The sequence below is a fragment of the Psychrobacter sanguinis genome (assembly GCF_020736705.1).
Lineage (GTDB): Bacteria > Pseudomonadota > Gammaproteobacteria > Pseudomonadales > Moraxellaceae > Psychrobacter > Psychrobacter sanguinis.
Genome location: NZ_CP085990.1, coordinates 2,933,697 through 2,959,472, shown reverse-complemented (window position 1 = coordinate 2,959,472; position 25,776 = coordinate 2,933,697). Strand labels below are relative to the sequence as shown.

At 40.5% G+C, this 25,776-nt stretch carries 23 protein-coding genes; 14 read left to right on the top strand and 9 right to left on the bottom strand.

The genetic code is table 11. The features are described from left to right. Nucleotides 1-211 precede the first annotated feature (211 nt). Nucleotides 212-541 carry a preprotein translocase subunit YajC gene (gene yajC, locus LK453_RS12450; RefSeq protein WP_007393748.1) on the bottom strand — a complete coding sequence of 110 codons (330 nt, stop codon included), beginning with the start codon at nt 539-541 and terminating at the stop codon, nt 212-214. 382 nt (nt 542-923) lie between these two features. Between yajC and LK453_RS12445 the strand changes: the two genes are divergently transcribed. The 4 genes from LK453_RS12445 to LK453_RS12430 all read left to right on the top strand — a co-directional run bounded on the left by LK453_RS12445 (nt 924) and on the right by LK453_RS12430 (nt 4,401). Beyond that, nucleotides 924-1,298 carry a lipopolysaccharide assembly protein LapA domain-containing protein gene (locus LK453_RS12445; protein ID WP_201530101.1) on the top strand — a complete coding sequence of 125 codons (375 nt, stop codon included), beginning with the start codon at nt 924-926 and terminating at the stop codon, nt 1,296-1,298. A gap of 426 nt (nt 1,299-1,724) precedes the next feature. Next, entirely contained in the window at nt 1,725-2,492 is a 768-nt protein-coding gene (pyrF, locus tag LK453_RS12440; protein ID WP_265335042.1) for an orotidine-5'-phosphate decarboxylase, read from the top strand. Between the two features lie 202 nt (nt 2,493-2,694). Beyond that, a complete protein-coding gene (locus tag LK453_RS12435) occupies nt 2,695-3,489 on the top strand; it encodes a metallophosphoesterase (RefSeq protein WP_201541654.1) in 795 nt (264 codons plus the stop codon). Between the two features lie 207 nt (nt 3,490-3,696). After that, nucleotides 3,697-4,401, top strand: a complete 705-nt coding sequence (locus LK453_RS12430) for a histidine phosphatase family protein (protein ID WP_201530122.1) — start codon at nt 3,697-3,699, stop codon at nt 4,399-4,401. Nucleotides 4,402-4,507: 106 nt separating this feature from the next. Here LK453_RS12430 and rpsT read toward each other — a convergent pair whose 3' ends face one another. The 3 genes from rpsT to ppsA form a co-directional block, all read right to left on the bottom strand. After that, on the bottom strand, nt 4,508-4,774 hold the full coding sequence (gene rpsT / locus LK453_RS12425; RefSeq protein WP_007393743.1) for a 30S ribosomal protein S20: 267 nt from the start codon (nt 4,772-4,774) through the stop codon (nt 4,508-4,510). A 560-nt stretch (nt 4,775-5,334) separates the two neighbouring features. After that, nucleotides 5,335-6,174, bottom strand: a complete 840-nt coding sequence (locus LK453_RS12420; RefSeq protein WP_201530103.1) for an RDD family protein — start codon at nt 6,172-6,174, stop codon at nt 5,335-5,337. 319 nt (nt 6,175-6,493) lie between these two features. Continuing rightward, a complete protein-coding gene (gene ppsA / locus LK453_RS12415; protein WP_201541652.1) occupies nt 6,494-8,890 on the bottom strand; it encodes a phosphoenolpyruvate synthase in 2,397 nt (798 codons plus the stop codon). Nucleotides 8,891-9,770: 880 nt separating this feature from the next. Between ppsA and ppsR the strand changes: the two genes are divergently transcribed. The 6 genes from ppsR to LK453_RS12385 all read left to right on the top strand — a co-directional run bounded on the left by ppsR (nt 9,771) and on the right by LK453_RS12385 (nt 18,583). Then, a complete protein-coding gene (gene ppsR, locus LK453_RS12410) occupies nt 9,771-10,667 on the top strand; it encodes a posphoenolpyruvate synthetase regulatory kinase/phosphorylase PpsR (protein ID WP_201537966.1) in 897 nt (298 codons plus the stop codon). A 273-nt stretch (nt 10,668-10,940) separates the two neighbouring features. Then, entirely contained in the window at nt 10,941-12,461 is a 1,521-nt protein-coding gene (gene sthA / locus LK453_RS12405) for a Si-specific NAD(P)(+) transhydrogenase (protein ID WP_379652730.1), read from the top strand. A 303-nt stretch (nt 12,462-12,764) separates the two neighbouring features. Next, entirely contained in the window at nt 12,765-13,196 is a 432-nt protein-coding gene (locus tag LK453_RS12400) for an HIT family protein (protein WP_201530107.1), read from the top strand. 288 nt (nt 13,197-13,484) lie between these two features. Further along, the gene (locus LK453_RS12395; protein ID WP_201530108.1) at nt 13,485-15,527 is read left to right on the top strand and encodes a BCCT family transporter; all 2,043 of its coding nucleotides are present in this window, start codon (nt 13,485-13,487) and stop codon (nt 15,525-15,527) included. A 164-nt stretch (nt 15,528-15,691) separates the two neighbouring features. Beyond that, a complete protein-coding gene (gene dusB, locus LK453_RS12390; protein ID WP_007393736.1) occupies nt 15,692-16,732 on the top strand; it encodes a tRNA dihydrouridine synthase DusB in 1,041 nt (346 codons plus the stop codon). Nucleotides 16,733-16,858: 126 nt separating this feature from the next. Further along, on the top strand, nt 16,859-18,583 hold the full coding sequence (locus LK453_RS12385) for an ABC transporter ATP-binding protein (protein ID WP_201530109.1): 1,725 nt from the start codon (nt 16,859-16,861) through the stop codon (nt 18,581-18,583). A gap of 64 nt (nt 18,584-18,647) precedes the next feature. Here the strand turns inward: LK453_RS12385 and folE are convergent, their stop codons facing one another. Then, on the bottom strand, nt 18,648-19,253 hold the full coding sequence (gene folE, locus LK453_RS12380) for a GTP cyclohydrolase I FolE (protein ID WP_007393734.1): 606 nt from the start codon (nt 19,251-19,253) through the stop codon (nt 18,648-18,650). A gap of 234 nt (nt 19,254-19,487) precedes the next feature. Here folE and LK453_RS12375 point away from each other — a divergent pair, with 234 nt between their 5' ends. The 3 genes from LK453_RS12375 to LK453_RS12365 are packed head-to-tail and all read left to right on the top strand — an operon-like array spanning nt 19,488 to nt 21,178. Beyond that, the gene (locus tag LK453_RS12375) at nt 19,488-20,297 is read left to right on the top strand and encodes an enoyl-ACP reductase FabI (protein WP_007393733.1); all 810 of its coding nucleotides are present in this window, start codon (nt 19,488-19,490) and stop codon (nt 20,295-20,297) included. 43 nt (nt 20,298-20,340) lie between these two features. Beyond that, nucleotides 20,341-20,652: an IS630 transposase-related protein gene (locus LK453_RS12370; protein ID WP_201535551.1), complete on the top strand. Its 312-nt coding sequence runs from the start codon at nt 20,341-20,343 to the stop codon at nt 20,650-20,652. 22 nt (nt 20,653-20,674) lie between these two features. Beyond that, complete coding sequence (locus LK453_RS12365) at nt 20,675-21,178, top strand: IS630 family transposase (RefSeq protein WP_227954078.1); 504 nt, start codon at nt 20,675-20,677, stop codon at nt 21,176-21,178. 188 nt (nt 21,179-21,366) lie between these two features. Here the strand turns inward: LK453_RS12365 and LK453_RS12360 are convergent, their stop codons facing one another. Both LK453_RS12360 and LK453_RS12355 read right to left on the bottom strand, forming a co-directional pair. Continuing rightward, complete coding sequence (locus LK453_RS12360) at nt 21,367-21,525, bottom strand: hypothetical protein (RefSeq protein WP_167896339.1); 159 nt, start codon at nt 21,523-21,525, stop codon at nt 21,367-21,369. Nucleotides 21,526-21,793: 268 nt separating this feature from the next. Then, nucleotides 21,794-22,960, bottom strand: coding sequence for a ribosomal protein uL16 3-hydroxylase (locus tag LK453_RS12355; RefSeq protein ID WP_201530111.1), 1,167 nt, complete (start codon nt 22,958-22,960; stop codon nt 21,794-21,796). A gap of 189 nt (nt 22,961-23,149) precedes the next feature. Between LK453_RS12355 and LK453_RS12350 the strand changes: the two genes are divergently transcribed. Further along, entirely contained in the window at nt 23,150-23,332 is a 183-nt protein-coding gene (locus LK453_RS12350; protein WP_007393730.1) for an NF038104 family lipoprotein, read from the top strand. Nucleotides 23,333-23,388: 56 nt separating this feature from the next. On the opposite strand, the gene LK453_RS12345 is transcribed toward LK453_RS12350, so the two are convergent. Then, the gene (locus tag LK453_RS12345; protein WP_201535767.1) at nt 23,389-24,099 is read right to left on the bottom strand and encodes a DUF2238 domain-containing protein; all 711 of its coding nucleotides are present in this window, start codon (nt 24,097-24,099) and stop codon (nt 23,389-23,391) included. Between the two features lie 141 nt (nt 24,100-24,240). After that, nucleotides 24,241-25,644 carry an adenylosuccinate lyase gene (gene purB / locus LK453_RS12340; protein ID WP_201535770.1) on the bottom strand — a complete coding sequence of 468 codons (1,404 nt, stop codon included), beginning with the start codon at nt 25,642-25,644 and terminating at the stop codon, nt 24,241-24,243. Nucleotides 25,645-25,776 lie beyond the last annotated feature (132 nt).

Sequence of the window (25,776 nt, the reverse complement as noted above, 5' to 3'; positions counted from 1 at the left end):
AATTGAATACTAACTTTCGCGATTAAGATATCTGAAAATAGCCCTATCGTGTCATAAAGCGGGTCAATACAACGGGCTTTATGGGGTAGCGCACTCTAATTAATTTAATTAAAACAGATAATCCAAAAACCAAACCCTAAGAAGATGAAGACTAGCCTTTAACTCTTAATAGGTTCAGTTTTTGGATTATTAAACGGATGCAATAAAGTTATTACAAACCGTCAATAGTACCATTTGGCAATACAGAGATTACAGAAGCACGCTGGATCATGACATCATTTCTATCGTTTAGAGCAACAACGGCGTAGTCACCCTCGATTGATTTGATTTTGCCCATTAAGCCACCAGCAAAAATAACTTCGTTGCCTACGCTTAAAGAGTTGACCATATTGCGGTGCTCTTTAGCACGCTTAGACTGAGGTCTAATGACTAAGAAGTAAAAGATGGCAAAAATAGCCAATGGGAAAATCCACTGCATAATCATAGCAGTGCCGCCAGCAGCTTCTGGAGCAGCATGAGCTGCTTGGATGAATAAATTCATATTTAATCCTTAAATTGCTATATAACATTCACAAATAGGGCACTATAACATGGGCTTAACGCCTTTGATTAGACACAAAGGACCAATCAATTAACGACCCTGTCATAAGTGAGCACCCAAGTATTGAGCTATATGGGTATAGTTATCATAAATTAACACGCATAGTATCAAAAAAATGGGCCATTGATAACTATTACTTGTAATACAGACAGTGAATAGGGGCTATTAAGGCTTTTAATCGTTAAAAACCGTTTTTTAGCCAAAATGAAAGCTAGCGACAGTCACTAATATAACGTTATAATCTGGTTCATTAGTATATTTAATAAAACCTTATATAAAAATATACTTACCTTAATTCTACTTTCATTATTTAGAGGTGACTATGCGCTTTGTTATTCTTGTCTTATTGTTTTTAATTTTTGGCTACTCATTAGGCTTGGTTGTGGCTAATAACAATGAGGTTGCCGTTAATTTATTATTCACCCAAGCGCCAGCAATGAGTTTAGGACTACTGTTAATCCTATCTATTTTCCTTGGGGTGCTTATTGGTATTTTATTGGCATTACTATTGTTCAAAGTCTTCCAAAACAAATGGGAGATTGGCCGACTGTCTAAAGAAAATAGACGTTTGCAAGAAGAGTTGGCACAATCTAATATCGAAATTCAAAGACTGTCTCAAGGTACCCCAGCTGATCAGACAATATACGGTGACTCACAGCCTCATATTGATCCAATCGACACAACGGTAGTGAGATAACTTTATTTAGTACGGGTATTGCCTTTGTACGCTTGTGATATGAGTTGCTGTTAGCAGTAGATGAAAAACGACTTTAGGGTCGTTTTTTTATGCTTGATGCTAAAATTAATGACCTATTAATGTAGCCTTTTGAATTTGAGCAATGTTAAATCTAGCAATTTTAAATTTAGCGCTTTTAAGGGCGCTCCTATATACTATTTGATCAACAGCTATTTGATGAACGGTTATTCGATGAACGGTTGTTCGATAAATAGCTATTTGATGAACTACTGTCGGTTAATAAACGATTGTTGGCTAATAAAATAAAGTAAATACAGTAGGCCAATAAACCATAACCGATATATAAAATATAATGGCGTCAATGCAATAACACTGAGCCAAATCTATTTTCTTTCATCTGTTTTACTTATTCCATTACCCTTACTAATGAAGCCTTTATTTTTAGGAGACAATGTGACTGACCTTCAGCAAACCAACCAACCGCATAAACAGCAATTAATCCGTCCTAATTCTCCCATTGTTGTTGCACTTGATAAAGCATCAATCAAGGAAGCGTTAACGTTAGCAGATCAATTAGACCCCAAATTATGTCGGGTTAAAGTAGGTAAAGAGCTGTTTACACGTTGTGGTCCACAAATCATTCATGAACTACATAGCCGCGGCTTTGAGGTGTTTTTAGATTTAAAATTCCACGATATTCCAAATACAACTGCGCAAGCCGTATTGGCAGCTGCGGACATGGGCGTATGGATGGTCAATGTACATGCCAGTGCTGGATTGGTGGCGATGCAAGAGTCCAAAAAGCGTTTGCTAGATGCTGGTCATGAGACATTACTTATTGCTGTGACTGTATTGACCTCAATGACAGAAGAGGGCTTACAAGGCTTGGGCATTAACGTTCCAGTGAGTGAACAGGTCGAGCGTTTGGCCTTATTGACCAAAGAGGCGGGTCTGGACGGCGTGGTATGTTCTGCACAAGAAGCCAGTCGTCTAAAACAGCTTTGTGGTCAATCCTTTCAGTTAATCACTCCCGGTATTCGGATGGCAGAAGATTCAGCAGATGATCAGAAGCGTATCTGTACCCCAAGCCAAGCCATACAAAATGGCTCAGACTATTTGGTTATTGGACGCTCAATCACTCATGCTGAGAATCCTATCAAGAAAATGACGCAAATCTTAGAGACGTTAAAGTAGCGCTGTTTGAACATAGCAGTCCTAATCACATTAGACTATAGAGCAGTAAGCTGTAAAAATAGTGGAAACTAAAATAACAGGTGCTACCAAGGCTATGAGTCATTGGTAGGGACAGTTAATCCAATAGCTGTTAACCCACAAGCCGTTAACCAAAAGATGGTTAATTGAAATTTTCTTCAACCGGATTGTTTTGTTAAAACTTATGAAACTTCAAGTATTAAGTGATCTTCATATTGATAGTTATGCCAAGCGGCAACAGCTAATAGGCTGTATTCCGTATACAGACGCAGACGTTATACTAGTAGCGGGAGATACCGCAAATAGCGATAAAGGTATGGCCTGGCTACAGCAGCAAGCTGAGTTGAACAATAAACCATTAATTACCATAGCTGGCAATCATGAGTATTTTTCTGAAGACATACTGTCGTTTGATAATCAGCTTAGTCAATGGGATACCTTTGATGCGGATTCATTTAGTGGCTTAAAGTTTTTGCAGTGTCAGCAGATAGACGTGGGTGATATTCGGATTTTAGGCTGTACGCTTTGGACCGATTATCAGTTTCAAGCCACCAGTGATACCCGAGAGTCGGTGATGTCTTTTATGCGCGATTATCGTCAGATTATGGCCGGTGATTACTTATTCTCACCTGAGATATCGATAGAGATTCATAATCAGCACCGAGCTTGGCTAAGGCAAGCTTTGATTGAGGCGCACAGTCAACAAAAGACCGTAGTGGTGATGACTCATCACAGTGTGACACCACGGTCAGTGTCTGAACAGTACGCAGATAAACCCAGTAATGCCGCCTTTGTCTCAGACCTGAGCGCTTGGATGCATGAATCTTGGGCGCCTAAGTTTTGGTTACATGGGCATACTCATGAAGCGTTTGATTATGTCGAAGGCAAGACGCGAGTTGTGGTCAATCCTCGTGCTTATCCCGGTGAGATTAGCAGCACAAAATTAGAATTTCACTGGTCAAAGGTGGTGGAAGTTTGATACGGTTGACTCATGACTAAAAAAACAAATAATACGGCAGCCAATACAATAGGCAGTCCAACAAATCAGACTCATTCAAGCTCTGATAGCCTGATAGTGCCTGCCACTTCAGGCAAGGCAATAATGCAGCCTGAGTTTGGTGACGCACCGCTTACAGCAGGTACTGTTTCCAATACTACAGGTCAGGCGGCCCGCTTGCGTGCCCCAATGCCGGCACATTTACCACCTAGTATGATGCATTCGGTTAAGCATTTGCCCAATAATAATGAAAGGCTGATTTTATTTACTAGACATTCATTGCGTGAACGCTCTAATGGGCAGGGTTTTGCCAGTTACGATTTACCGTTAACCCCACAAGGTCGAGTACTAGCCAAGTCATGGGGACGCTGGCTTGCAGAATATCTTCCTTATTCTTTAGATACGCAAAGTATTGCCAGCCCCATTTGGCGGTGTGTCGATACTGCAAAGTTAATGCAAGAGGGCGCAGGAGTTAGACAGCCCATTTCCCATGAGCCATTATTGGTAGAACCAGGGAGTTTGGTCACAGATGCCAAGCAAGCCAATGAGGAGTTTAAGAGAATAGGGGCCTTAAACTTCATCAATACATTTTTGCAAGATACGTCGAGCAGTACCAAGCCTGCCAAGCAAGGTGGCTTAGATTTACTATCGTTACTATATCAGTCTCAGCCAGAGCCTGGGCACTTATCATTGGCAGTTAGCCATGATACTTTGCTGGCCGCCTTTTTGGGGGTAATGCGACAACACAAACAAATCACTTGGGATGATTGGCCAAAGATGATGGAAGGGATGTTTTTGTGGTTTGATGACAAACCTTTTGAAGAGTCTACTGCAAACTTTATATGGCGGGGTGAAAAGTTTGAGGTGCCGACACAACGTTTAATCTTGCCTTAAAACATTATATAAACTCAAGACATCATATAGACTCAAAACACTACATAAAAAAGAAGCCCCTAACTCTCACTGAGTTAGGGGCTTCTTTTTATTTACAACGAATCAATTAAGCTTTAAGTGCTTTAATTGCTTTGTTGTAACGGCTCTTATGACGAGCAGCTTTGTTCTTATGGATAACGCCTTTGTCAGCCATACGGTCAATAACAGGTACTGCTTTGTTATAAGCGGCAGTAGCTGCTTCGTAGTCACCAGCAAGAATAGCGGCATCTACTTTTTTGATGTATGTACGGATCATTGAACGCTGTGATGCAGCGTGCTGACGACGAGTGTTGTTTTGACGAGCGCGTTTACGAGCTTGTGCTGAGTTAGCCACGGATGTCTCCTTGGTAGAGTTTAATTACTAAATTAGGACTCAGTAATAAATACTGATGAATATAAAAATCAATAGTTTATAGTAAAAACTGATCGACTCAAAATTATATTTATAAATTTACACAAAACTTATCAATCCATCTAACGCTAGAGGATAATAAGTTTGCCTACTTTAGCCATTATGGATCTGAGACTATCCATTGGCTAGCTTAAGTTAGCTATAGTAACGTTATTTATGCCCTGTTAAAGCAGCCAGTTCAACAAGAGGAGTATGGTGATTAAACTTGTTCTAAGAACAGTTTAAACGCATACTCTGGCATTAAATAACGTCATCAACACAAATTTGGAATATTATATTTGTGTGCAAATTAAAGCGGACAATTTTAACAAACTTAAGCCAAGATTACAATACAAAGTACTGGAAACAAGCGGTATTAGACAGATAAAGGACTTACTATTGTTAAAAACACACTATAGGCAGTACATAATTCAAATAATAGATAATTTAAACAGTAAACAATGGCTAAAATTAATCCTTCATGGTTTTATTATCGAAGTATCTTATTTTTTAAGCTGATCGGGCTTTGCTTTAACTACCATCGTTTTGGCAAACTTATCATGAAGACTACGACGCTGTTTGTTGGTTACCATTATGACAAAATCAGCGATAAGTATGATAGGGCCAACCATAGGTAGAACATATAAAGCAGAAGTCACAAGACTACGCCATAAAATAATATTGGTAGCAGAGGCCAGTCTTCTGCTTTGCACATCGACAATTCTAATACCCATCACTAGCTTGCCAATGGTTTGTCCTTTTCTTAATAGCAGAACCAATTGAACCGCAAATAGAGCCAAAAACATAAGCGAGCTCATTGAACTTAAATGTTCAGGTACGGACTGTGCCAATTGGGTCATTTTATCCATATCACCCGCAGTAGCAGTTATTTTATCAAAATCGTAATTTAATCCTGATAAGAAAGGTAAATAGCAGGCCATCAATAATAGAGAGTCAATAATTACAGCCAGTACTCGATTGCTAATGGTGGCCAATTCATCTGTTGTATTATTAAAGGGCCGTGCCTTAATAGTTTTATTATGGGCAGAGGCGGGTGGGGATTTAGAAAGATCTGTGACTTGCTTTAGATCAGATTGGGGCTCTTTTTTGCCATAAAGCTCAGCAACCGAGACTCTTCTAGGCGGGGTATTAGGTGAGGCTGAAGCATTCGGATTATAGTGAAACTGACCTTGGGTCATTTCACCCACTGGCTTCCATTGTTCCATACCAGCATGCCACATAAGATCACCCAATTCTACCTGTCCGGTAGCAAGCATATTATTAAGCTCGGCAAGGGTGTAAGGGCCTGCTTGAACCTGATTTCTAGCCAAATAAATCTGCATTTGTATAACAACCTTTTATAAAATTAAAATCTGTACTTAAAAGCAAAGTGAACGATTTTTATGAAACAATAATTATCACAAAATAATAAATATCATAAAGCTAATCATAGCTAAAAAATCAAACAGTAATTAAGGCTAATTAGTAATTGATGACACTGAGCTAAAAAGAAAGATTTTAATATTATGAATTTTAATATTTATTTAGAATATTAAATGAAAACGACCACAATAATCAATGAAAGTTGATAATTGTGGCCGCTATAGGAGCTATTGATAACCAATAACCCTCATTTTAGACAGTAAAGTAAGTCTTTAGAGGTTATTTAGCAACAACGTTGGCATTAGCGTTGGCGTCATTTGCTAAGAACATCCAAGTATCTAGTACTGAATCTGGGTTTAATGATACTGAGCTAATGCCCTTTTCCATTAACCAGTAAGCTAAATCTGGATGGTCTGATGGGCCTTGGCCACAGATACCCACATATTTGCCTTGTTTACGACATTCAGTGATAGCCATTGACAATAGTTTCTTAACTGCAGCATCACGCTCATCAAATAAGTGAGATACGATACCTGAGTCACGGTCTAGACCTAGTGTTAACTGAGTTAAGTCGTTTGAACCGATTGAGAAACCATCGAAGTGCTCTAAGAACTCTTCAGCCAATAGGGCGTTAGTTGGTAGCTCACACATCATGATTAACTCAAGACCGTTTTCGCCACGCTTCAAGCCGTTTTTACCTAGGATTTCTACTACTTCAGTAGCCTCTTTAGTGGTACGTACGAATGGAATCATAATCTTAACATTGGTTAAGCCCATATCGTCACGAACACGTTTTAGAGCACGACACTCTAATTCAAAGCAGTCACGGAAGTTATCAGAAACATAGCGGCTCGCACCACGGAAACCAAGCATTGGGTTTTCTTCTGAAGGCTCGTATAGTTTACCACCAATCAAGTTAGCGTATTCGTTAGACTTAAAGTCAGACATACGAACGATAACTGGCTGCTTTCTGAAAGCAACGGCTAGTGTAGCAATACCTTCAACCAATTTATCAACGTAGAAATCAACCGGTGAAGCATAGCCTGAAATACGTTCTTTAATGGCTTGAGACACTTCACGTGGTAAAGAATTCATGTTTAATAGGGCTTTAGGATGCACACCAATCATACGGTTGATGATGAATTCTAAACGGGCTAGACCCACACCTGCGTTTGGAATTTGTGCAAATGAGAAAGCACGGTCTGGGTTACCCACGTTCATCATAACTTTGAAAGGAAGTTCTGGCATGGCATCAATAGAATTGCTTTGAACTTCAAAATCTAGCATGCCTTCGTAGATAAAGCCTGTATCACCTTCCGCACATGATGCGGTTACTTCTTGGCCATCAGACAATACTTCAGTAGCATTACCACAGCCAACGATTGCTGGTACGCCTAGCTCACGAGCGATAATTGCAGCGTGACAAGTACGACCACCACGGTTGGTAATAATAGCTGAAGCACGCTTCATAACTGGTTCCCAATCTGGGTCAGTCATATCAGAAACAAGAACGTCACCTACTTGAACTTTATCCATTTCATGAATACTGTTCACAACACGTACTTTACCTGAGCCTACGCGTTGACCGATTGAACGACCTTCACAAAGAACTTTGGCATCTTTACTTTGAATAATATAGCGTTCCATCACGTTACGGTCTTGACGACTCTTAACAGTCTCTGGACGTGCTTGAACGATAAATAGTTTACCTGAGTCACCGTCTTTGGCCCACTCGATATCCATTGGCTGACCGTAGTGCTTCTCAATAGTCAATGCTTGCTTAGCAAGTTCTGTTAACTCTTCAGTGGTTAAAGAGAACTGGTTACGATCTTCTTTTTCAACTTCCACTGTTTTAACAGAGCGGGTAGTACTGCCTTCGTCACCATAAATCATTTTCTGGTGCTTACTACCTAAGTTACGGCGAATAACCGCAGGCTTATTGTCTGCTAATAACGCTTTAGATAGATAGAATTCGTCTGGGTTAACAGCACCCTGTACAACCATTTCACCAAGACCATAGCTTGAAGTGATGAATACTACTTCATCAAAGCCACTCTCAGTGTCTAGAGTAAACATAACGCCCGCTGCACCGGTTTCTGAGCGAACCATACGCTGGATACCTGCTGATAAAGCAACACCAGCATGTTCAAAGCCTTGGTGTACACGATATGCGATAGCGCGGTCATTATATAAAGAAGAGAATACTTCTTTAATCGCAATTAAAACGTTCTCAATACCACGGATGTTTAGATAAGTCTCTTGCTGACCTGCGAATGAGGCGTCTGGTAAGTCTTCTGCAGTAGCAGATGAACGAACAGCAACCGCAATATCTTCACCTTCACTCATCACTTCAAAAGCATCACGGATTTCTTGCTCAAGTGATTTAGGCAGTTCTTGCTCGATGATCCAGTTACGAATCTTCTCACCAGTTTCAGTTAACTTTTTAACATCATCAACGTCTAACGCTTTTAGTTCGTTGTTGATTTTGTCCAAAAGACCAGTTTCAGTCAGAAAGTTATTAAATGCATCGGCAGTGGTTGCAAAGCCGCCAGGTACGCTAACCCCAAGGTCTGATAAGTGGCTAATCATTTCGCCTAGTGAAGCGTTTTTACCGCCCACGATATCGACGTCGTTTTTGCCTAACTTGTCTAGGGTAATAACTTGCGGTGCTGTCATGATAACTCCAGGAAATAAGGTTATTTTTTTAAATTATACCGCTATTCATCTAATTTGTGTATAGGTAAGCACGAATTATACGATTCGATTGTATGAGTAAAGAAATGCCCATTTAAGCTTTCATAGGGTGCTTTATTACAGGCCTTTGAAAGTATTAAAAATGGCAAAACTTTAATGATTGCTATCTACGGTAATCGGGTGTGAGGCGACTATAACATTTAACTCAATTAGGAGTCCATGAGGCAAAATACAGAAGTGATGTTTTAGGAGGGGTGGCACCATAATTCTAAAAGACTATTTATTTATTAAATATATCGTATTTTATATATCTATGGTGAGTTGTTGATTGGTTTTTTATAAGAAAAAATAGAATATTGTTAGTAAAATAAATGGTGGTGTTCTAAAAAAAATTAGGCTGGTGCTAAAAGTCAATAGGAAGTCTATGCTAAGTTCTCAGGTTCTATATGGCTTTCAAAGCTTCAAAAATTGTTCAAATTTTAATCAGCCTACTTTTTGAACCACCACCAAATAAATATAGCAGACCTGTTTTAATGTTCGGTTCTTAGGGGGCTATAAACTTTAATAAACCGTAGTGACGTTCTACTTACCGACAGTCGACAATGCTGACGCTCAATATTATCTAGACACAGTCGATAGTTAATATTGTTATAGTAAACTTGATTGTAACAATAACTATTTGCTCAAGTAAAGAGGCGGTTAAAAAAGTAACGATTGTTTAAAAGTACGCATTATTTAAGCATTGTTAAAGTTATAACACAGCTTAGTACGGTGTTTTTTGATAACATGACAACTAACAATACATAGATATTATCTGCTCAAACTTTAGTTATCAATCTTTATGATTCAGTTAAGGAAATTTATGGAAAACCTAATTAACACGTTATCTGCAAAACCCACCATCCAAAACCGCAGTGCTTTAGCCGTAGATAAGCCACAAGTTATCCGTGTGGCTTTTTTCATATCTGATGGCACGGCCATTACTGCTGAAACTTTGGGGCGTTCTATATTAAGTCAATTCGCCAGTGTTCCGTTTGAGACCCGTGTCATTCCTTATGTAGATACTATAGAGACTGCGCAAGCTGCGGTCGAGCATATTAATAAAGCTTATCAAAACACCGGTATTTTACCGTTGGTATTCGATACCATCGTTGACCCTGATATCCGTGAGATTGTTAATTCAGCACAGGCGTGTAATCTCGATATGTATGAAGGCCTAATCGGCCGCATTACTGATGAAATTGGGGTGGAACCTGACGGCCACTCAGGTCATGCCCATGATGATGTGGATTCAGAGACTTATAAATCTCGTATCGATGCGGTGCACTTTGCACTAGACAACGATGATGGCGCGCGTACACGTCACTACGATATGGCGGATATTATCTTAATTGGGGTGTCTCGCTCGGGTAAAACACCGACCTCTTTATATCTGGCGCTACAGTTCGGTATTCGTGCTGCAAACTATCCATTAACCGAAGACGATTTATTTGATAACCAATTGCCTAAAGCGTTACAACCGTACCGCGGTAAGTTATTTGGTCTAATTATTGACACAGAGCGACTACAAAAAATCCGTCAAGAGCGTAGAGCAGGCAGTCGATATGCCAGTTACAAACAGTGTGAGGAAGAGCAGCGTGCTATTCAGGCCATTTATATGACTCAAAATATCCCTAGTCTAAATGTATCAGAAATGTCAGTGGAAGAGATTGCGACGCGAATTTTACAGATAACAGGGTTAAAACGTCGTATTGGATAATGACTTTCGCAATGACCTTAAGCGCTGAAGTTGCTATAATAGCGCCAAACTTTTGAAATACCTTAAGCCAAGCGCGAAAATATTATGTTTCGTGGCTTGGCCATTGTAATACCCCGTGAAAAACTTAAGCAATACAAAATTAAAGAGGATGATATGTCAAAGAAGCATAAAGGTGATGAAACCAACGATATTAATGACGACAAACAAGATATTGAAGTATCTAATCAAGACAGTGGTAGTGCGCCAAGCGTAGGTCCTTCACTGAACCAATCTATGGTTAGACAAAGTACTGCTTCACTAGAAGACGATCATTTGTTTCATCCTAACTTAATTAGTCCTTTAGACAATGACCGTATTCGTGTCAAGTCTACCCTTATTAGTGGCTCTGAACGCATCAAAACCGACCAACATGAATATGAATATGATGCCGTCGTTATTGGTGCTGGTCCAGCCGGTGAAGCCGCCGCGATGAAGCTAGCAAAATCTGGTAAAAAAGTAGTGGTGGTTGACCCGCGCAACCAAGTGGGTGGTAACTCAGCTCACGTAGGAACAATCCCAAGTAAAGCATTACGTCAGTCTGTGTTTAACCTTATCAACTATCGCCGTGATCCTCTATTTTCACAGGGCTTAGATTATTATCAAGTGCCTTTGAATAAGGTATTAACCAATGCGCGTAAAGTGATTCGTACTCAGGTTGATACCCATACCCGCTTTTATGAGCGTAATCAAATTGAGGTTCGTCATGGTTGGGCAAGTTTCGTAGATAAGCACACGCTTCATATTGAATTAGGGGATGGTACAGGCTATGAAACCATCTCCTTTAACAAAGCCATTATCACCGTCGGTAGCCGTCCTTATCGTCCTGATTTACTAGATTTTGATCATCCTCGTGTTTTCGATTCTGACAAAATCTTGCAAATGGATTATGTGGTCAGAAAGATTATTATTTATGGCGCCGGTGTCATTGGCTGTGAATATGCATCAATCTTTACAGGTCTTGGTTACAAAGTGGATTTAATCAATAACCATGATGAGTTATTAAGCTACTTAGATAAAGAGATTAGTGATGCTTTAGCACATGACTTTAGACAGTTTGGTGTATTAGTCAGACATAACGAAGAAATTGAGAAGCTAGAAACCTATGACGATTATGTGGTGCTGCACTTGAAGAGTGGTAAGAAAATCAAGTCTGACGCTATCTTATGGTCGAACGGCCGTTCAGGAAATACAGAAAGCTTGAATCTTGAAGCCATTGGTCTTAAAGCGAATAATCGTGGTCAATTGAAGGTTGATGACACTTACTGCACCGAAATCGATAACATTTATGCAGCAGGGGATGTTATTGGCTGGCCGTCATTGGCTTCAGCCGCTTATGACCAAGGCCGTTGTGCGGCGGCATTCATGGTAGGCGATAAAGATGCTGAGCCGGTATCGAGTGTACCAACGGGTATTTATACCATTCCTGAGATTTCGAGTATTGGTAAAACTGAGCAAGAGCTTACCGATGAGAAAGTGCCTTATGAAGTCGGACAAGCTTTCTTTAAACATTTGGCCCGTGCTCAAATCATTGGAGAGCGCTCAGGGGTATTGAAGATCTTATTCCACCGCGAGACATTAGAAATCTTGGGCATCCATTGTTACGGTAACCATGCTTCAGAGATTATTCATATTGGTCAGGCGGTAATGAAACTTCACGGTACACTTGACTACTTCGTGAATACTACTTTCAACTATCCGACTATGGCGGAAGCTTATCGTGTTGCAGCCTTAAATGGCTTGAACCGAGTGTTTTAGACAAGCTCAAACAAGCTGTATAAACGAGACCTTTAAAACTGTAGCTCGTTAAAAACAGGGGCTTGTCAAAATAAGAAGAGACTGCATTGCGGTCTCTTTTTTTATGATATAGATTTCTATGTTAATCCGATACTGAAGTTGCAACTTATCGGCAGTTAGTGTTGAATAAAAGCAAATAAGTTAAGCTAAATTAATTATTGGTCCAGTGTCATACTGAATAGATAACAATTGAACTTAACTTATTGAATTGAAGCACTAAACTATTAAATGGTTAAACCATCAAAATAATATAAGGACTTAAGCATGACTGTAAAAGCGTATCAGGAAGACAATATTTTTGCCAAGATGCTATTGGGAGAGATTCCTTGTCATAAGGTCTATGAGGACGATAAAACTTTGGCCTTTATGGACATCATGCCACAAGCCAAAGGCCATGTATTGGTTATTCCTAAACAAAAAGCTGTTGAATTGTCGCAGCTAGAGCCTGAGTATGCCAGTGCAGTATTAATGACTGCCAAAAAAGTAATGCAAGCGCAGCGTAAAGTGTTTGATCGAGAAGGCATTATTCAGATGCAGTTAAATGGGGCAGAGGCAGGTCAAACTGTTTTCCATTATCATGTGCATCTTATACCTACTAATATTCATGAACTCGGTAAGCATGCTGCGAAGCAAGCAGACATGGCTGAGCTTGTCCAACAAGCGAAGCAGCTTGCTGAGGCTATTGAACAGGCTTAGTGTCATTGTCATCAATATTTGCAAGTAGTGGTAGTTACTATTGCTTGCATTCTTTCAGGTATCGCTTTTGAGTGACGGTCTCAACATGTCTCAATAGGCCATACTAAAAGCGATACACACTTACCACCATTCATTACTAAGATAGAGTTCTGTGTAGTTGAATAGGGGTCTAATTATTAAAACCAAGACACCGTTTAAACATTCGGTTAACGGTGGACTTTGGGCCTTTTACTGCTATCAGGGTTTATCCAGTAATTTTAATTTAGAAAATAGAAAATATAAGTCACTATGTCTAAATCCTGGAAATCAACCATTCTAATGCCGGTGTTTGCACCGGCTGTCATTGTACTCGTACTATTGGTCATTGGTACTATTTCTAATCCTGAAGCAGCGGACGAGCTGTTTGGCCAAGTTCTCAACTATACTACCACTACTTTTGGTTGGTTTTATATGTTGGCGGTGGCCCTGTTTCTAATCTTTATTTTAGTTCTTGCATTCTCGTCTTACGGCAATATTAAACTTGGTCCTGACCATTCAGAACCTGACTATAAGTTCAGTGAGTGGTTTGCGATGTTGTTTTCGGCAGGCTATGGTATTGCTTTGCTGTTTTATGGGGTTGCCGAGCCCGTCATGCATTTTGCTCAACCGCCAAACTCGCCGCCTGAAACTGTGGCGGCTGCCAAAGAGGCGATGCAAATCGCTTATTTCCACTGGGGGCTACATACTTGGGCAATTTACACCTTTGCCGGTCTGGTATTGGCTTACTTTGGTTTTAGACATGGGTTACCCTTGTCAATGCGATCTACTTTATATCCGCTGATAGGCGATAAAATTTATGGGCCTATTGGTCATGGCGTCGATGTCATTGCGTTATTGGCCACCATATTCGGGGTCGCGACTACGCTTGGGCTATCGGTATCACAGATTAACTCAGGATTAAATTATTTATTACCTGATACAATCCCCATTAGTACCACAGTACAAATAATCACAATTGCTATTATTACGATGGCCGCTTTGTTTTCAGTACTGGCAGGTATGGATAAGGGCATTAAGCGGTTGTCCATGCTTAACGTCTTATTGGCGACGGCATTAATGCTATTTGTGTTTATCGCTGGACCCAGTGTTTTTATCTTAAATGCCTTTATGGAAAATACGGGCAGTTATTTAAGTAATATTGTCGAACGTACTTTTAGTTTACAGGCTTATGTTCATAGTGATTGGATAGCCAGTTGGACTTTATTTATTTTTGCGTGGACCATTGCGTGGTCACCTTTTGTGGGTACCTTTATTGCTAATATTAGCCGTGGACGTACCATCCGTCAGTTTGTGCTTGGGGTGTTATTTGTTCCGGTTATCTTTACCTTCTTCTGGTTTGCTGTCTTTGGTGACACCGCACTTAATCTAATCATGGTTGAAGGGCTAGACACCTTGATTGGTGATGTTCAAGCTGATAAATCAGTGGCGTTATTTAAGCTATTTGAAGCATTGCCGTTTACCCAAGTGGCGTCTTATTTGACGGTACTGTTGATCATGACGTTCTTCGTAACTTCCTCGGACTCTGGGTCATTGGTTATTGATTCTATTGCTTCAGGTGGTCGTCCTACGCCGCCATGGCAACGTACTTTCTGGGTAGTGATTCAAGGTGTTGTGGCCTCGGTGTTATTATTAGCCGGTGGTCTGACAGCACTTCAAACAGTGGCTATCGTCAGTGCTTTACCGTTTGCCATTATCTTACTCATTTCAATGGGCGGCATGTGGCGAGCCCTTATTATCGAAGAGCACCGTACGGATAGCTTGGCTCAGGATAATCGGGTACCTCCTCATTTGTTGGCCCCCAGCTCTTGGCGTGATCGCATCGATTATTTAACGAAGCAGCCTACTAAAGAAGAGGTATTAGTCTATATTAAAAATACTGTCGAACCCGCTATGCAAGAAGTGGCCAGTAAGTTTATGGACTCAGGCTGGGAGGCAAGTGCAGAGTTTGATGAGGTAAATAGCCGGGCTAATTTAGAGCTAAAACGTGGTGATGAAGTCGATTTCTGGTATGAAGTACGCCTAGGGCAACACGAAATACCAGGTTACTATGACGACACTGATAACAAAGTGACGCAGTCTCACCGTTATCGTGCTGAAGTTTATCTTCGCCGTGGGGGTCAAACTTACGACTTGTATGGCTATCAGCCAGATGCAGTTATCAATGACATTATTGATCAGTTTGAAAAATACTTGCACTTCCTTGACGTGTCTCCTGACAGCTTGCCTTGGCGTATGGAGCAACATGATGAAGGATTGATAGTTGAGTCTACCAGTGAATTTGATAAAGACTAACATAGCGTGCGTCGATTAACCTTTTAAAACTTGAGTTTTAATGGTGAATCTTTACAATACGGGCTTGCTCTGAATAAGAGTAAGCCCTTTTTGAGACTTATCACTGGCAATTATGCTTATCACCAGCATGTCAGGTGATAGCTCTCATTATCTCAAGCTGTTAAATGGCCTCTAAAATGACTTTGAATACCGAAACTAATACCCATCCTTTATTACAGCCGCTCTATATCGGTGGATTAGAGATTAAAAACCGCTTGATGGTTGCTCCCATGGCGGGCGTGACCGACAATCCGTTTCGACGCCTATGCAAGTCATTTGGGGCAGGGCATGCTGTGAGTGAAATGATGACCGCAGATGCCACTTTGTATGCGCATAAAAAGTCATTGTTTAGAGCCAACTTTGATGGGGAGATTGCCCCTATATCCGCTCAAATTGCTGGGGCTGATGTGGATAAACTGGCAGAAGCAGCTCAGTATCAAGTCAACAACGGCGCACAGATTATTGATATTAATATGGGTTGTCCGGCCAAAAAAGTATGTCGTAAGCTGGCAGGCTCTGCTTTACTAAAAGACGAAGACTTAGTGGCTAGGCTTTTGGATGCGACGGTTGCTGCCGTCGATGCCCCAGTGACTTTAAAAACACGTCTGGGTTATGAGAATGGACAAGAGAATATTTTACGTGTGGCTAAACGTGCCGAAGAAGCAGGTATTGCAGCCATTGCCATTCATGGTCGTACCCGTGAAGATAAGTATGGCGGTAACGCCCGATATGATTTGATACGAGAGGTAAAACAGCTGGTTAATATTCCAGTGATAGCCAATGGTGATATCGACAGTCCACAAAAATCGATCGAAGTGTATAACCAAACGGGCTGCGATGCCATCATGATAGGACGAGCAGCGCAAGGTCAGCCTTGGTTATTTCGTGATATTGCTCATTATTTGCAAACGGGTGAGGTGCTACCAAGCCCAAATATAGAGCAGCTTAAAGAAATTGTATTGACTCATTTAGAAGAGTTGTATGACTTTTATGGTGAATATTCAGGGTGTCGTATTGCACGCAAACACATTGCTTGGTATACCTCAGGAATTGAAGACTCAAATGCCTTTAGGCAAGCGATGTATGGAGAGGAAACCACGTCAGGCCAATATAAAGTGGTAGACACCTTTCTATCTTCACAGCGTATTATGGAAACTCAGTCTTAGCCCATAGTAAGACAATGGTTTGGGCAGGTACCAAAGCCGTGATTGAAATAAGTTAGGTTGTTACGGGTATTAAATAAAGCCAATTTGAGGTAAATTACGGTTAAGACTATTTTTGAGACAGACTTTATGCTGAACAGTCATAATAAAAGCAATTCAGTGGGACACCGTTTATCAGACTCTGCCGTCCAAAAATTGAAGCAGCAGGAAATTATGGAACCTGTATTGACTGTCTCTAATCTTAACATTGCCAACAAACAGCAGACTTTGGTGCATAACCTTTCGTATCAACTGTATCAAGGTGAAACGCTGGCCATAGTGGGTGAGTCCGGATCTGGCAAATCTATTTCCAGTCTAGCATTGTTAGGATTGTTGCCTGATAGTCTAAGCGTTCAAGGTAAAGTCGAATTGCGAGGGGTAGGCGTACTGCCTATCGGTCAAGATTTTGACAGTCGCAATAACACCGCCAAATTTGACAAGCAGCTAAAACAGATAAGAGGGGCTAAAATAGCCATCGTGTTTCAAGAGCCGATGACTGCTTTGAATCCGCTACATACAGTGGGGAAGCAGATAGCCGAGAGTTTGCGTCTGGCAGGCACCCCAAAATCACAAATTAAACAAAAAATCATTCAACTGTTAAATGACGTTAATATCAAAGCGCCTGATACCAAGCTAAATCGATATCCTCACGAGCTATCAGGGGGACAGCGGCAGCGGGTCATGATTGCCATGGCATTGGCTCAAAATCCAGATGTACTAATTGCTGATGAGCCTACCACTGCTTTAGATGTTAGCTTGCAACATGAGATATTAGAGCTGCTGAATAGGCTAAAACAGCAGCATGGTATGGCAATGCTGCTGATTAGCCATGACTTAAACTTGGTTCGCCGTTATAGCAATAATATTATCGTGATGCAGCAAGGACAGGTTGTCGAAGCTGGGGCAAGTAACGCTATATTTACCAACCCTAAAAGCACTTATACTCAATCATTAATAAGCCAAGATTTTGGCGATCCTCTAAAAGTTAATAACGATATCAGTACCTCACCTGTCATTACAGTCAATCAGCTAAATATTGCTTTTCCTCAAAAGAAATCTCTCTTAGGCGGGGTAAGCGAATGGATGACAGCCGTAAAGGCCTTAAGTTTCAGCTTACAAAAAGGCACTTCATTGGGCATTGTGGGCGAATCGGGATCTGGAAAAACCACCATTGCCTTAGCTTTGAGCCGCTTGTTGAGTAATCAAGCTGAAATAAAAGGGGAGATTATTGTTGATGGTGTTGATATAAATAGCCTAAGCAATAAAAATCTTCGCCAATTTCGATCAAACATCCAAATGGTATTTCAAGATCCATTCGCTAGCATTAACCCTCGATTTAGCATCATGCAGATTATCGAAGAGGGGTTGTTGATTAGAGGGGAGTCAAAGCCTAAACGACAAAAGGCGGTTTTGGAGGCTCTAAAGACAGTTCATTTGCCAGAGAGTTTTGCCTACCGCTATCCGCATGAATTGTCTGGAGGTCAGCGCCAAAGAGTGGCACTGGCAAGAGCTTTAATTATGCGCCCTAAAGTCATTATCCTGGATGAGCCGACCTCAGCATTAGACAGCAGTAATCAAGTGGCCGTAGTGCAATTACTGCGCGATATTCAGCAGCAGTATGGCATAAGTTATATTTTTATTAGTCATGATTTAAACGTGGTGCAGGCACTATGCCAGAACATTATGGTCATTAAGGCGGGCGAGTGTGTGGAATATGCGGCGACTGAGGATTTATTTAGAGCGCCGCAGCACCCGTATTCAAAATTGTTAATTGAAACGAGTGTGCGGAGTAAGGATTTTGCTCAGTTTATCTAGACTGATAAGGTTATTTCTAAACAATAGACCAATATCTAATAAACTATCGGCCTTTATAGCCGTTTTAAATTTTAGAAGCAGGAACGGCAGCTAAGAACTCATTACGGGCTTGCATGTCTGTTTTGAAGTCCCCTAACATAGCAGTTGTACGAGTGCTAGAAAGCTGTTTGTTGACCCCACGCATCATCATACACATATGCGAGGCATCCATCACTACAGCCACACCACGGCAACCTGTCACTTCCATAATGGCACTAGCAACTTGGTGACTTAAGTTTTCTTGGATTTGTAAACGACGCGCGTACATATCGATAATACGGGCCACTTTTGATAAACCTATCACTTTACCATCAGGTAGGTAGCCCACATGAGCTACCCCATGAAATGGCAGAAGATGGTGCTCACATAATGAGTAAAACTCAATATTATGGATAAGCACCAATTCAGGGTTATCCGTTGGGAACACCGCATTGTTGGTTACTTCTTCGAGCGTCTGATGGTAGCCTTGAGTTAAATAACCAAATGCTTTAGCGGCACGGGTAGGCGTATCAAGTAAACCAGGTCGACTTAAATCTTCACCGGTAGAAGCGATAAGATTGGCATATAAATCAGGACTGGGTAGTCTAGGATCTAGATTTGAATTTGAAGCGTTTGAATTAGAATCACACATAGTTATAAGTAGCAAATTAGAAGAATGCTATAGCTTAACGGCTACAAATAAATTGTAAAGGTCTTTGTCAAAAAATTGCTGAGTATTTTTCAGTTAAGCGTTAAAAAACCTCATAATTGAGCATAACATTTGGTTTTTGGCTTACTAGTTTATTTCCAGTATTGAGTTAAAATACGGCACCCCTCAAAAATGTTTTAGTTTTGAGGATTAAAAATTAAAGTAAGGGAGTAGTTTGTGAAATTATTACAAGGTAAAAGATTTGTAGTGACAGGCATTGCTAGTAAGCTGTCTATCGCTTGGGCCATTGCAGAAGCACTGCACAGGGAAGGGGCCTCATTGATTTTAACGTATCCTAACGAAAAGATGAAAAAACGGGTAGATATGGCTGCTGAACAGTTTTCTGCAGACTTAGTATTGCCATGTGATGTTGCTTCTGACGCAGAAATTGAAGCTTGCTTTGCTGCCGTTGCTGAACACTGGGAAGATGGCATTGATGGGGTGGTGCATGCCATTGGCTTTGCGCCTGCCGAAGAGCTCAGCGGCGACTTTACCGAGGTCACGAGTAGAGAAGGCAGTGCCATCGCGCATGATATTTCGGCCTATAGTTTCGTCGCTTTGGCACGCGCTTCACGTGAATTACTGGCAAAACGCCAAGGGTCTTTATTAACCCTAACCTATCAAGGCAGCACTGCCGTTATTCCGAACTATAACGTTATGGGCATGGCAAAGGCGAGTCTAGAAGCCAGCGTACGTTATTTGGCATCCTCTTTAGGGGGTGAAGGTATCAGAGTCAATGCCATCTCGGCAGGCCCAATTCGCACATTAGCAGCCAGTGGCATTAAGTCATTTCGTAGAATGCTCGACGTTAATGCCAAGATTGCGCCCCTACAGCGTAATGTTGATCAAATGGAAGTGGGCAATGCTGCTTTATTTTTATTGTCTCCGTGGGCTTCTGGTATCACTGGGGAAATCTTATTCGTAGATGCGGGATTTAATACTGTGGGTATCAGCGAGCAGCTGTTACATTTAGGTGAAGAAGAATAGACTTATATAGTCAAAGAACGAATAAAGTGGTACACTAAAACTTATGGCATATTCAAAAGACTACCGACAAATGATTCTTAGCAAACTTGACGAAGGCTACAGCTTTCGAGAGTTAGCCGAAGAGTATCAAATTAGCCCAACCAGTATACAAAACTGGAAGAAACGGCTTGAGCGCAAACAATGCAAACGAATCCCCAGTAAGATAGACAACGATGCCCTTATAGCAGATGTCAAAGCCTATCCTGATGACTATCATTATGAACGAGCAAGGCGATTTAACTGTAGCGACAGAGGCATAGGAAAAGCTCTCAAGCGTCTCGGCATTACTCAAAAAAAAGACACTAAATCACCCTAAAGCAGATGACGATCTAAGGCGTCTGTTTCTTGAACAACTGTCTGAGTTTAAAGAAAGCGATAGAGCTATTATTTATTTAGACGAAAGTGGTTTTAAGTCTCATGAGAACCGACCACACGGCTATTCCTATAAAGGCAAACCGTGCTTTGGCAGTTATAACTGGCAACTAAAGAATCAAACCAATGCTATCGGTGCTATTCACAATAATCAACTATTCGCTATTGGCCTTTATGATTGTAATGTCAATGCCGACGTCTTCTATAGCTGGGTGACACAATTGCTACTGCCAAACCTCCCTAAGAACAGCGTTGTTGTTATGGACAACGCCACCTTTCATAAAAGACTTGATATTCAAGAGCTTATTAATGATGCAGGACACTGTATTTTATGGCTACCACCTTATAGCCCAGATTTAAATCCCATCGAAAAAGCCTGGGCTTGGATCAAGCGTAAACGTAAAGACTGGCGTCTGCAGTGTATCGATACTTTGTTCTTTTATTTTCTTTGGCTTTGTAACAGTTTATAAGTTCTTTCACTATAGTTATAGGTAAGATGAACGGTGACAGTTTAACCAATTATCCGCTTAAATAAAAAAAGACGCTTAATTTAAGCGTCTTTTTTATGGGTTATAAACAGGTCGTGTTTTATACTAGAAATAATCTCTCTTATGAAATAAGGAACTAACTAATAGTAAAAGCAGTTAATCATAAGAGATTATTTTTCTTCTGGAGTATCATGCTCTTCATGATCGTGCATACCTTGCATCATGTCTAGAGCTGAATCATCAGTACGCTGCTGATCTTTTTTCTCTAAATGATCTTGATTGATATCAGTGCGTGCCATTTTCGTAGTTTTATCTGTAGGGTTTGACATAGTGATCATCCTTTATTGTTATCAGTAAATGAGCGGGTAGAGTGGAATAAATTCTCTAAGCTTTCATCTTCATTATAAAAGTAAATCCAACATTTTGTGTTTACGTATGTAAACTAATAATGAGATGCCGTTAAATCATTACTGATATTCAAGCCACTGTGTCATCGCTGTAAGCAATCGCAATTACTAACCATAAAAGTCGATAAGCCCATAGTCATTTCACTGGCAATTTCTACATCTAGTCCTAGCAGAAAAACCCATCATATCATTAGAAGTCTAACCATACCCAGCTATTTTCAAGCCAACTCAGAACGGTTACAGTGGCAACATTGGCCTGCGTTAAATCTTCAAGCGTTAACGATTCTGCATCAGCCAAACGCTTTAAAAGAGACGCTTCAGAATCATTAATGTCATCAAGCAATTGACCGTTAGCAAATATAGTTATCTCATCATTAAGTACAGTATAGATTATACGGCTACTATAATCGGTACGTATTACAGCCCCTTGTTCTAATGCTTGTTGTAAGTCTTCTTCATCGATGGCATCTTCTGGTACCAAAAGTTCGTACTGACGTTTACTCACTACTTCACTCACGGCTTGAGTGATAAGCTCATCACCTTGTTCAGACTTCAGTAGCTCAAGTAATTGGTCTTTAATCTGAGTAATACTATCACGGTCAAGCTTGCCAGCAGTTTGTAACGGTTGATCTAATAACATAGGTACAAATAGTGACGGTTCGCCCGTTGCTGCATCGACCAAACTGTCTAACACCTGCATTAGATTAGGACGTCTAAAGCCAAACGAGAATGTCAGACAGTCATCTTGAGCCACGCCATAATGCGATAGTTTAGGGGGAACATAAAGCACGTCACCGGGCTCTAAAATTTCATCAAAAATAATCTCACCCATATCATCGAAGATACGAATGGGCTGATTTTCGATAAATTCAGTGCTTTCATTGCAGAATTTACCCAATTGCCATCGTCTATGGCCAAATCCTTGGGCCAAAAACACATCATACTCGTCATAATGCTTGCCCACAGAGCCACCTTTTGGGGCATAGGACACCATAATGTCATCTCGTTGCCACTGCGGTATAAAATTAAACGCATTCCACAGTTGGCCAAGCTCTGGCGACCATTGCTCTAAATTTTGAACCAATACCGTCCATTGTTCCGGTAAATTATCAAACATCTCCTCAGACAAGGGGCTTTGTTGCAGCTGCCATTGATCGCCATTATTGGTGTTATTTTGGGTGATTAGGCGAGAGGTAGCGGCTTCATCAAGACTAAGTCCCAAGATGTCATCCGGTTCAAACATGTCTTTTAGTTGAGGTAAACCCTGCTTAATAAGCAGTGGCTTTTTTTGCCAATATTCAGCTAGAAATTGTTCAGGGGTAAGGTTATCCGGTAAACAAAAATTAATAGAGGTCATAAATTATCCAGAGGTTGTTAAGTAAATATTATGCAAAGGCTAATGAGGTAACTAATGAGTTAGTTTAAGCGTTAGTTTTTGAATCCGTAAGATTCAGTCAAATAAAAAATATAAAATCTGCCTTTAGTATTGTATTTTAATGCTTTATGATTGTCGCTGAAATGAATCTATAGAATTCTTAGGAAGGTTATGAAAAAATTAACGCTATTAACCATTATTATTAGCAGCATTATGATTCAAGGGTGTGTCCATAAACTGGTCACTGTACCGGTTAAAGTAGCTTATAAAACTACCAAAGGGGTAGTGAAAGGAACAGTAGCCGTTGGTAAAGCCATTATACCTGGTGGCAAAGATGATGATAAAAAAGATTAACCATCAACTGTAATACCTAATCTACTGTAATACAGAGTTTCATGCTTCAGTTATCTTTATTTAAGGCCGTTTGAATAGACGGCTTTTTTATTATTTGAGCTTTGTGGCTTTAGATAAATAATAATGGCACTAATTAATGCACCAATAAATGCTAATAGAATGTCTTTTTGAGCATCCCAAATATCGCCCTGTTGACCATTATAGGCTTCAGCAGATTCAGGCGATAAGGTAACCCCCAATATCCATTCAAATAATTCATATAAAGCACTGGTGGCTAAATTAAATTGCAGCACCAGTAATAATATGACTTTTAAAGATAGGGTTGGCATTAAATAATGAAAAACGTCTTTCATTAAAGGCAGTAATAGCAGGCCATAACAAAAATGAACCAGCCTATCATACATATTGCGTTGCCAGCCAAACACCTCATTCAAACGAAAGCCCAAAAGATTTTGGGTCCATTCATCATAGGGAACATAAGAGTATAGGTATCTCGCCCCTATAATATGTATCACTATAAACAAACTTGCCAGCACAAACGAAAACGTTGTGCTGGCAAGATATCGATAACATGCCCAGACTATAGCCATGAACACTAGGGTGCCTAACTGATGCAACAAATAGTCATGCCAGTTTAATGGAAAACTTAGTGGCAAAATGCTCACCAATACCATAACTGCTAAAACAACTATCAAACAAAGTATGACAAGGTAATGATTACCTTTGCAGTCTAAATTAGGATCTGCTTGCTCTTTAAGAGTTGCCATACTTTGAGGTACTTTTTTAGAAGCCTAGTTATTTGAAAAACTTAGTCATTTAAAAGCATAGTCATTTAGAAGGCTAGCCATTTAAAAGCTTAGCTTATTTACAGAGCAAATGACATGGCCAGTTAAGTCGATTGACGACAATTAAAGCTTAGCAATCCACTCTTCAATTGCCAAAGCTTGTTCATCAGCGTTGCCAATATAAGTGGCAGGCGTTAGCTCAAGCAAACGTTTTTTATCTGCTTCAGGTACAGCATCTAACTCATTGCCATTAACGAATTCAAGCATTTTTTCACGGGTCATGGCTTGACCACGGGTTAAGGCTTTTAGTTTTTCGTATGGGTTTTCCACACGGTAGCGGCGCATAACGGTTTGAATAGGTTCAGCCAGTACTTCTTGAGCATTATCAAGATCGCTATCTAGCTTCTCTGGGTTTACCTCTAGCTTGCCGATACCTTTTAGGCAGGCATCATAAGCAATCATACTTTGCGCCAAGCCAACACCGATGTTGCGCAGTACTGTTGAGTCAGATAGATCACGCTGCATACGTGAAATAGGCAGTTTTTCGCCTAAATGAGCCAACATAGCGTTTGCCACGCCTAAGTTACCTTCAGAGTTTTCAAAGTCGATTGGGTTAACTTTATGCGGCATGGTTGAAGAGCCGACTTCGCCTTCTTTTAACTTTTGCTTGAAATAGCCTAAGCTAATGTATTGCCAGATATCACGGTTATAGTCGATTAACACGGTATTGAAACGGCGTACTGCATCGAATAACTCAGCGATGTAGTCGTGTGGTTCAATCTGAGTAGTGTAAGGGTTAAAAGTTAATCCTAAGCGTTCAGTGATAAAACTTTGAGCATGAGCGGCCCAATCTACTTCTGGATAAGCAGATAAATGAGCGTTATAGTTACCCACTGCGCCATTGATTTTACCCAATAGTTCTACTTGGTTGATTTGCTTGATTTGACGTGCCAAACGGTAAGCCACGTTAGCCATCTCTTTACCTAACGTAGTTGGGCTAGCTGTTTGGCCATGAGTACGTGATAACATAGGCTGAGTAGCGTGCTCTTTAGCAAGGCCAACGATAGAGTCGGTAACTGCTTGTAGTTTCTCAACCACAATTTCACGGCTGTCTTTTAGCATTAACGCATAAGATAGGTTGTTAATGTCTTCAGAAGTACACGCAAAGTGAATGAACTCTAGACTGTCCTCTAATTTAGCATTACCACGGAACTTGTCTTTGATGAAGTATTCAACTGCTTTTACATCATGGTTGGTGGTTTTTTCAATGTCTTTAATAGCTTGAGCATCGGCTTCACTGAAGTTATCAACGATAGCATTTAAGAAGTCATTGGTCTCTGCATCAAATTTGGCCAGCTCGGTAATAGCGTCATTATCAGCCAAAGCTTGTAACCAGCGAATTTCAACAGTAACACGGGCTTTGATAAGACCAAACTCAGATAAGTGTTCACGTAGTGAATCAGCTTTGCTGGCATAGCGACCGTCAATAGGAGATAGGGCAGTTAATGCAGATAAAGAGGCAGACATAAATATCCTTCAACTCAGTGGGTTAATAAAAAAGAGTAATAAAAACGCAGTTTAAAGTTTAAAAAGAATAAACCAAATCAAACTTAAAAAATTAAGGGAACCAGAGTTCCCTATAAGTATAGTAGATTTTTG

Coding starts and splice junctions, on each gene's coding strand:
- yajC (WP_007393748.1), bottom strand. CDS start 541: ATGAATTTATTCATCCAAGCAGCTCATGCTGCTCCAGAAGCTGCTGGC.
- LK453_RS12445 (WP_201530101.1), top strand. CDS start 924: ATGCGCTTTGTTATTCTTGTCTTATTGTTTTTAATTTTTGGCTACTCA.
- pyrF (WP_265335042.1), top strand. CDS start 1,725: ATGAAGCCTTTATTTTTAGGAGACAATGTGACTGACCTTCAGCAAACC.
- LK453_RS12435 (WP_201541654.1), top strand. CDS start 2,695: ATGAAACTTCAAGTATTAAGTGATCTTCATATTGATAGTTATGCCAAG.
- LK453_RS12430 (WP_201530122.1), top strand. CDS start 3,697: ATGCCGGCACATTTACCACCTAGTATGATGCATTCGGTTAAGCATTTG.
- LK453_RS12420 (WP_201530103.1), bottom strand. CDS start 6,174: ATGCAGATTTATTTGGCTAGAAATCAGGTTCAAGCAGGCCCTTACACC.
- ppsA (WP_201541652.1), bottom strand. CDS start 8,890: ATGACAGCACCGCAAGTTATTACCCTAGACAAGTTAGGCAAAAACGAC.
- ppsR (WP_201537966.1), top strand. CDS start 9,771: ATGGAAAACCTAATTAACACGTTATCTGCAAAACCCACCATCCAAAAC.
- sthA (WP_379652730.1), top strand. CDS start 10,941: ATGGTTAGACAAAGTACTGCTTCACTAGAAGACGATCATTTGTTTCAT.
- LK453_RS12400 (WP_201530107.1), top strand. CDS start 12,765: ATGACTGTAAAAGCGTATCAGGAAGACAATATTTTTGCCAAGATGCTA.
- LK453_RS12395 (WP_201530108.1), top strand. CDS start 13,485: ATGTCTAAATCCTGGAAATCAACCATTCTAATGCCGGTGTTTGCACCG.
- dusB (WP_007393736.1), top strand. CDS start 15,692: ATGGCCTCTAAAATGACTTTGAATACCGAAACTAATACCCATCCTTTA.
- LK453_RS12385 (WP_201530109.1), top strand. CDS start 16,859: ATGCTGAACAGTCATAATAAAAGCAATTCAGTGGGACACCGTTTATCA.
- folE (WP_007393734.1), bottom strand. CDS start 19,253: ATGTGTGATTCTAATTCAAACGCTTCAAATTCAAATCTAGATCCTAGA.
- LK453_RS12370 (WP_201535551.1), top strand. CDS start 20,341: ATGGCATATTCAAAAGACTACCGACAAATGATTCTTAGCAAACTTGAC.
- LK453_RS12360 (WP_167896339.1), bottom strand. CDS start 21,525: ATGTCAAACCCTACAGATAAAACTACGAAAATGGCACGCACTGATATC.
- LK453_RS12355 (WP_201530111.1), bottom strand. CDS start 22,960: ATGACCTCTATTAATTTTTGTTTACCGGATAACCTTACCCCTGAACAA.
- LK453_RS12350 (WP_007393730.1), top strand. CDS start 23,150: ATGAAAAAATTAACGCTATTAACCATTATTATTAGCAGCATTATGATT.
- LK453_RS12345 (WP_201535767.1), bottom strand. CDS start 24,099: ATGGCAACTCTTAAAGAGCAAGCAGATCCTAATTTAGACTGCAAAGGT.
- purB (WP_201535770.1), bottom strand. CDS start 25,644: ATGTCTGCCTCTTTATCTGCATTAACTGCCCTATCTCCTATTGACGGT.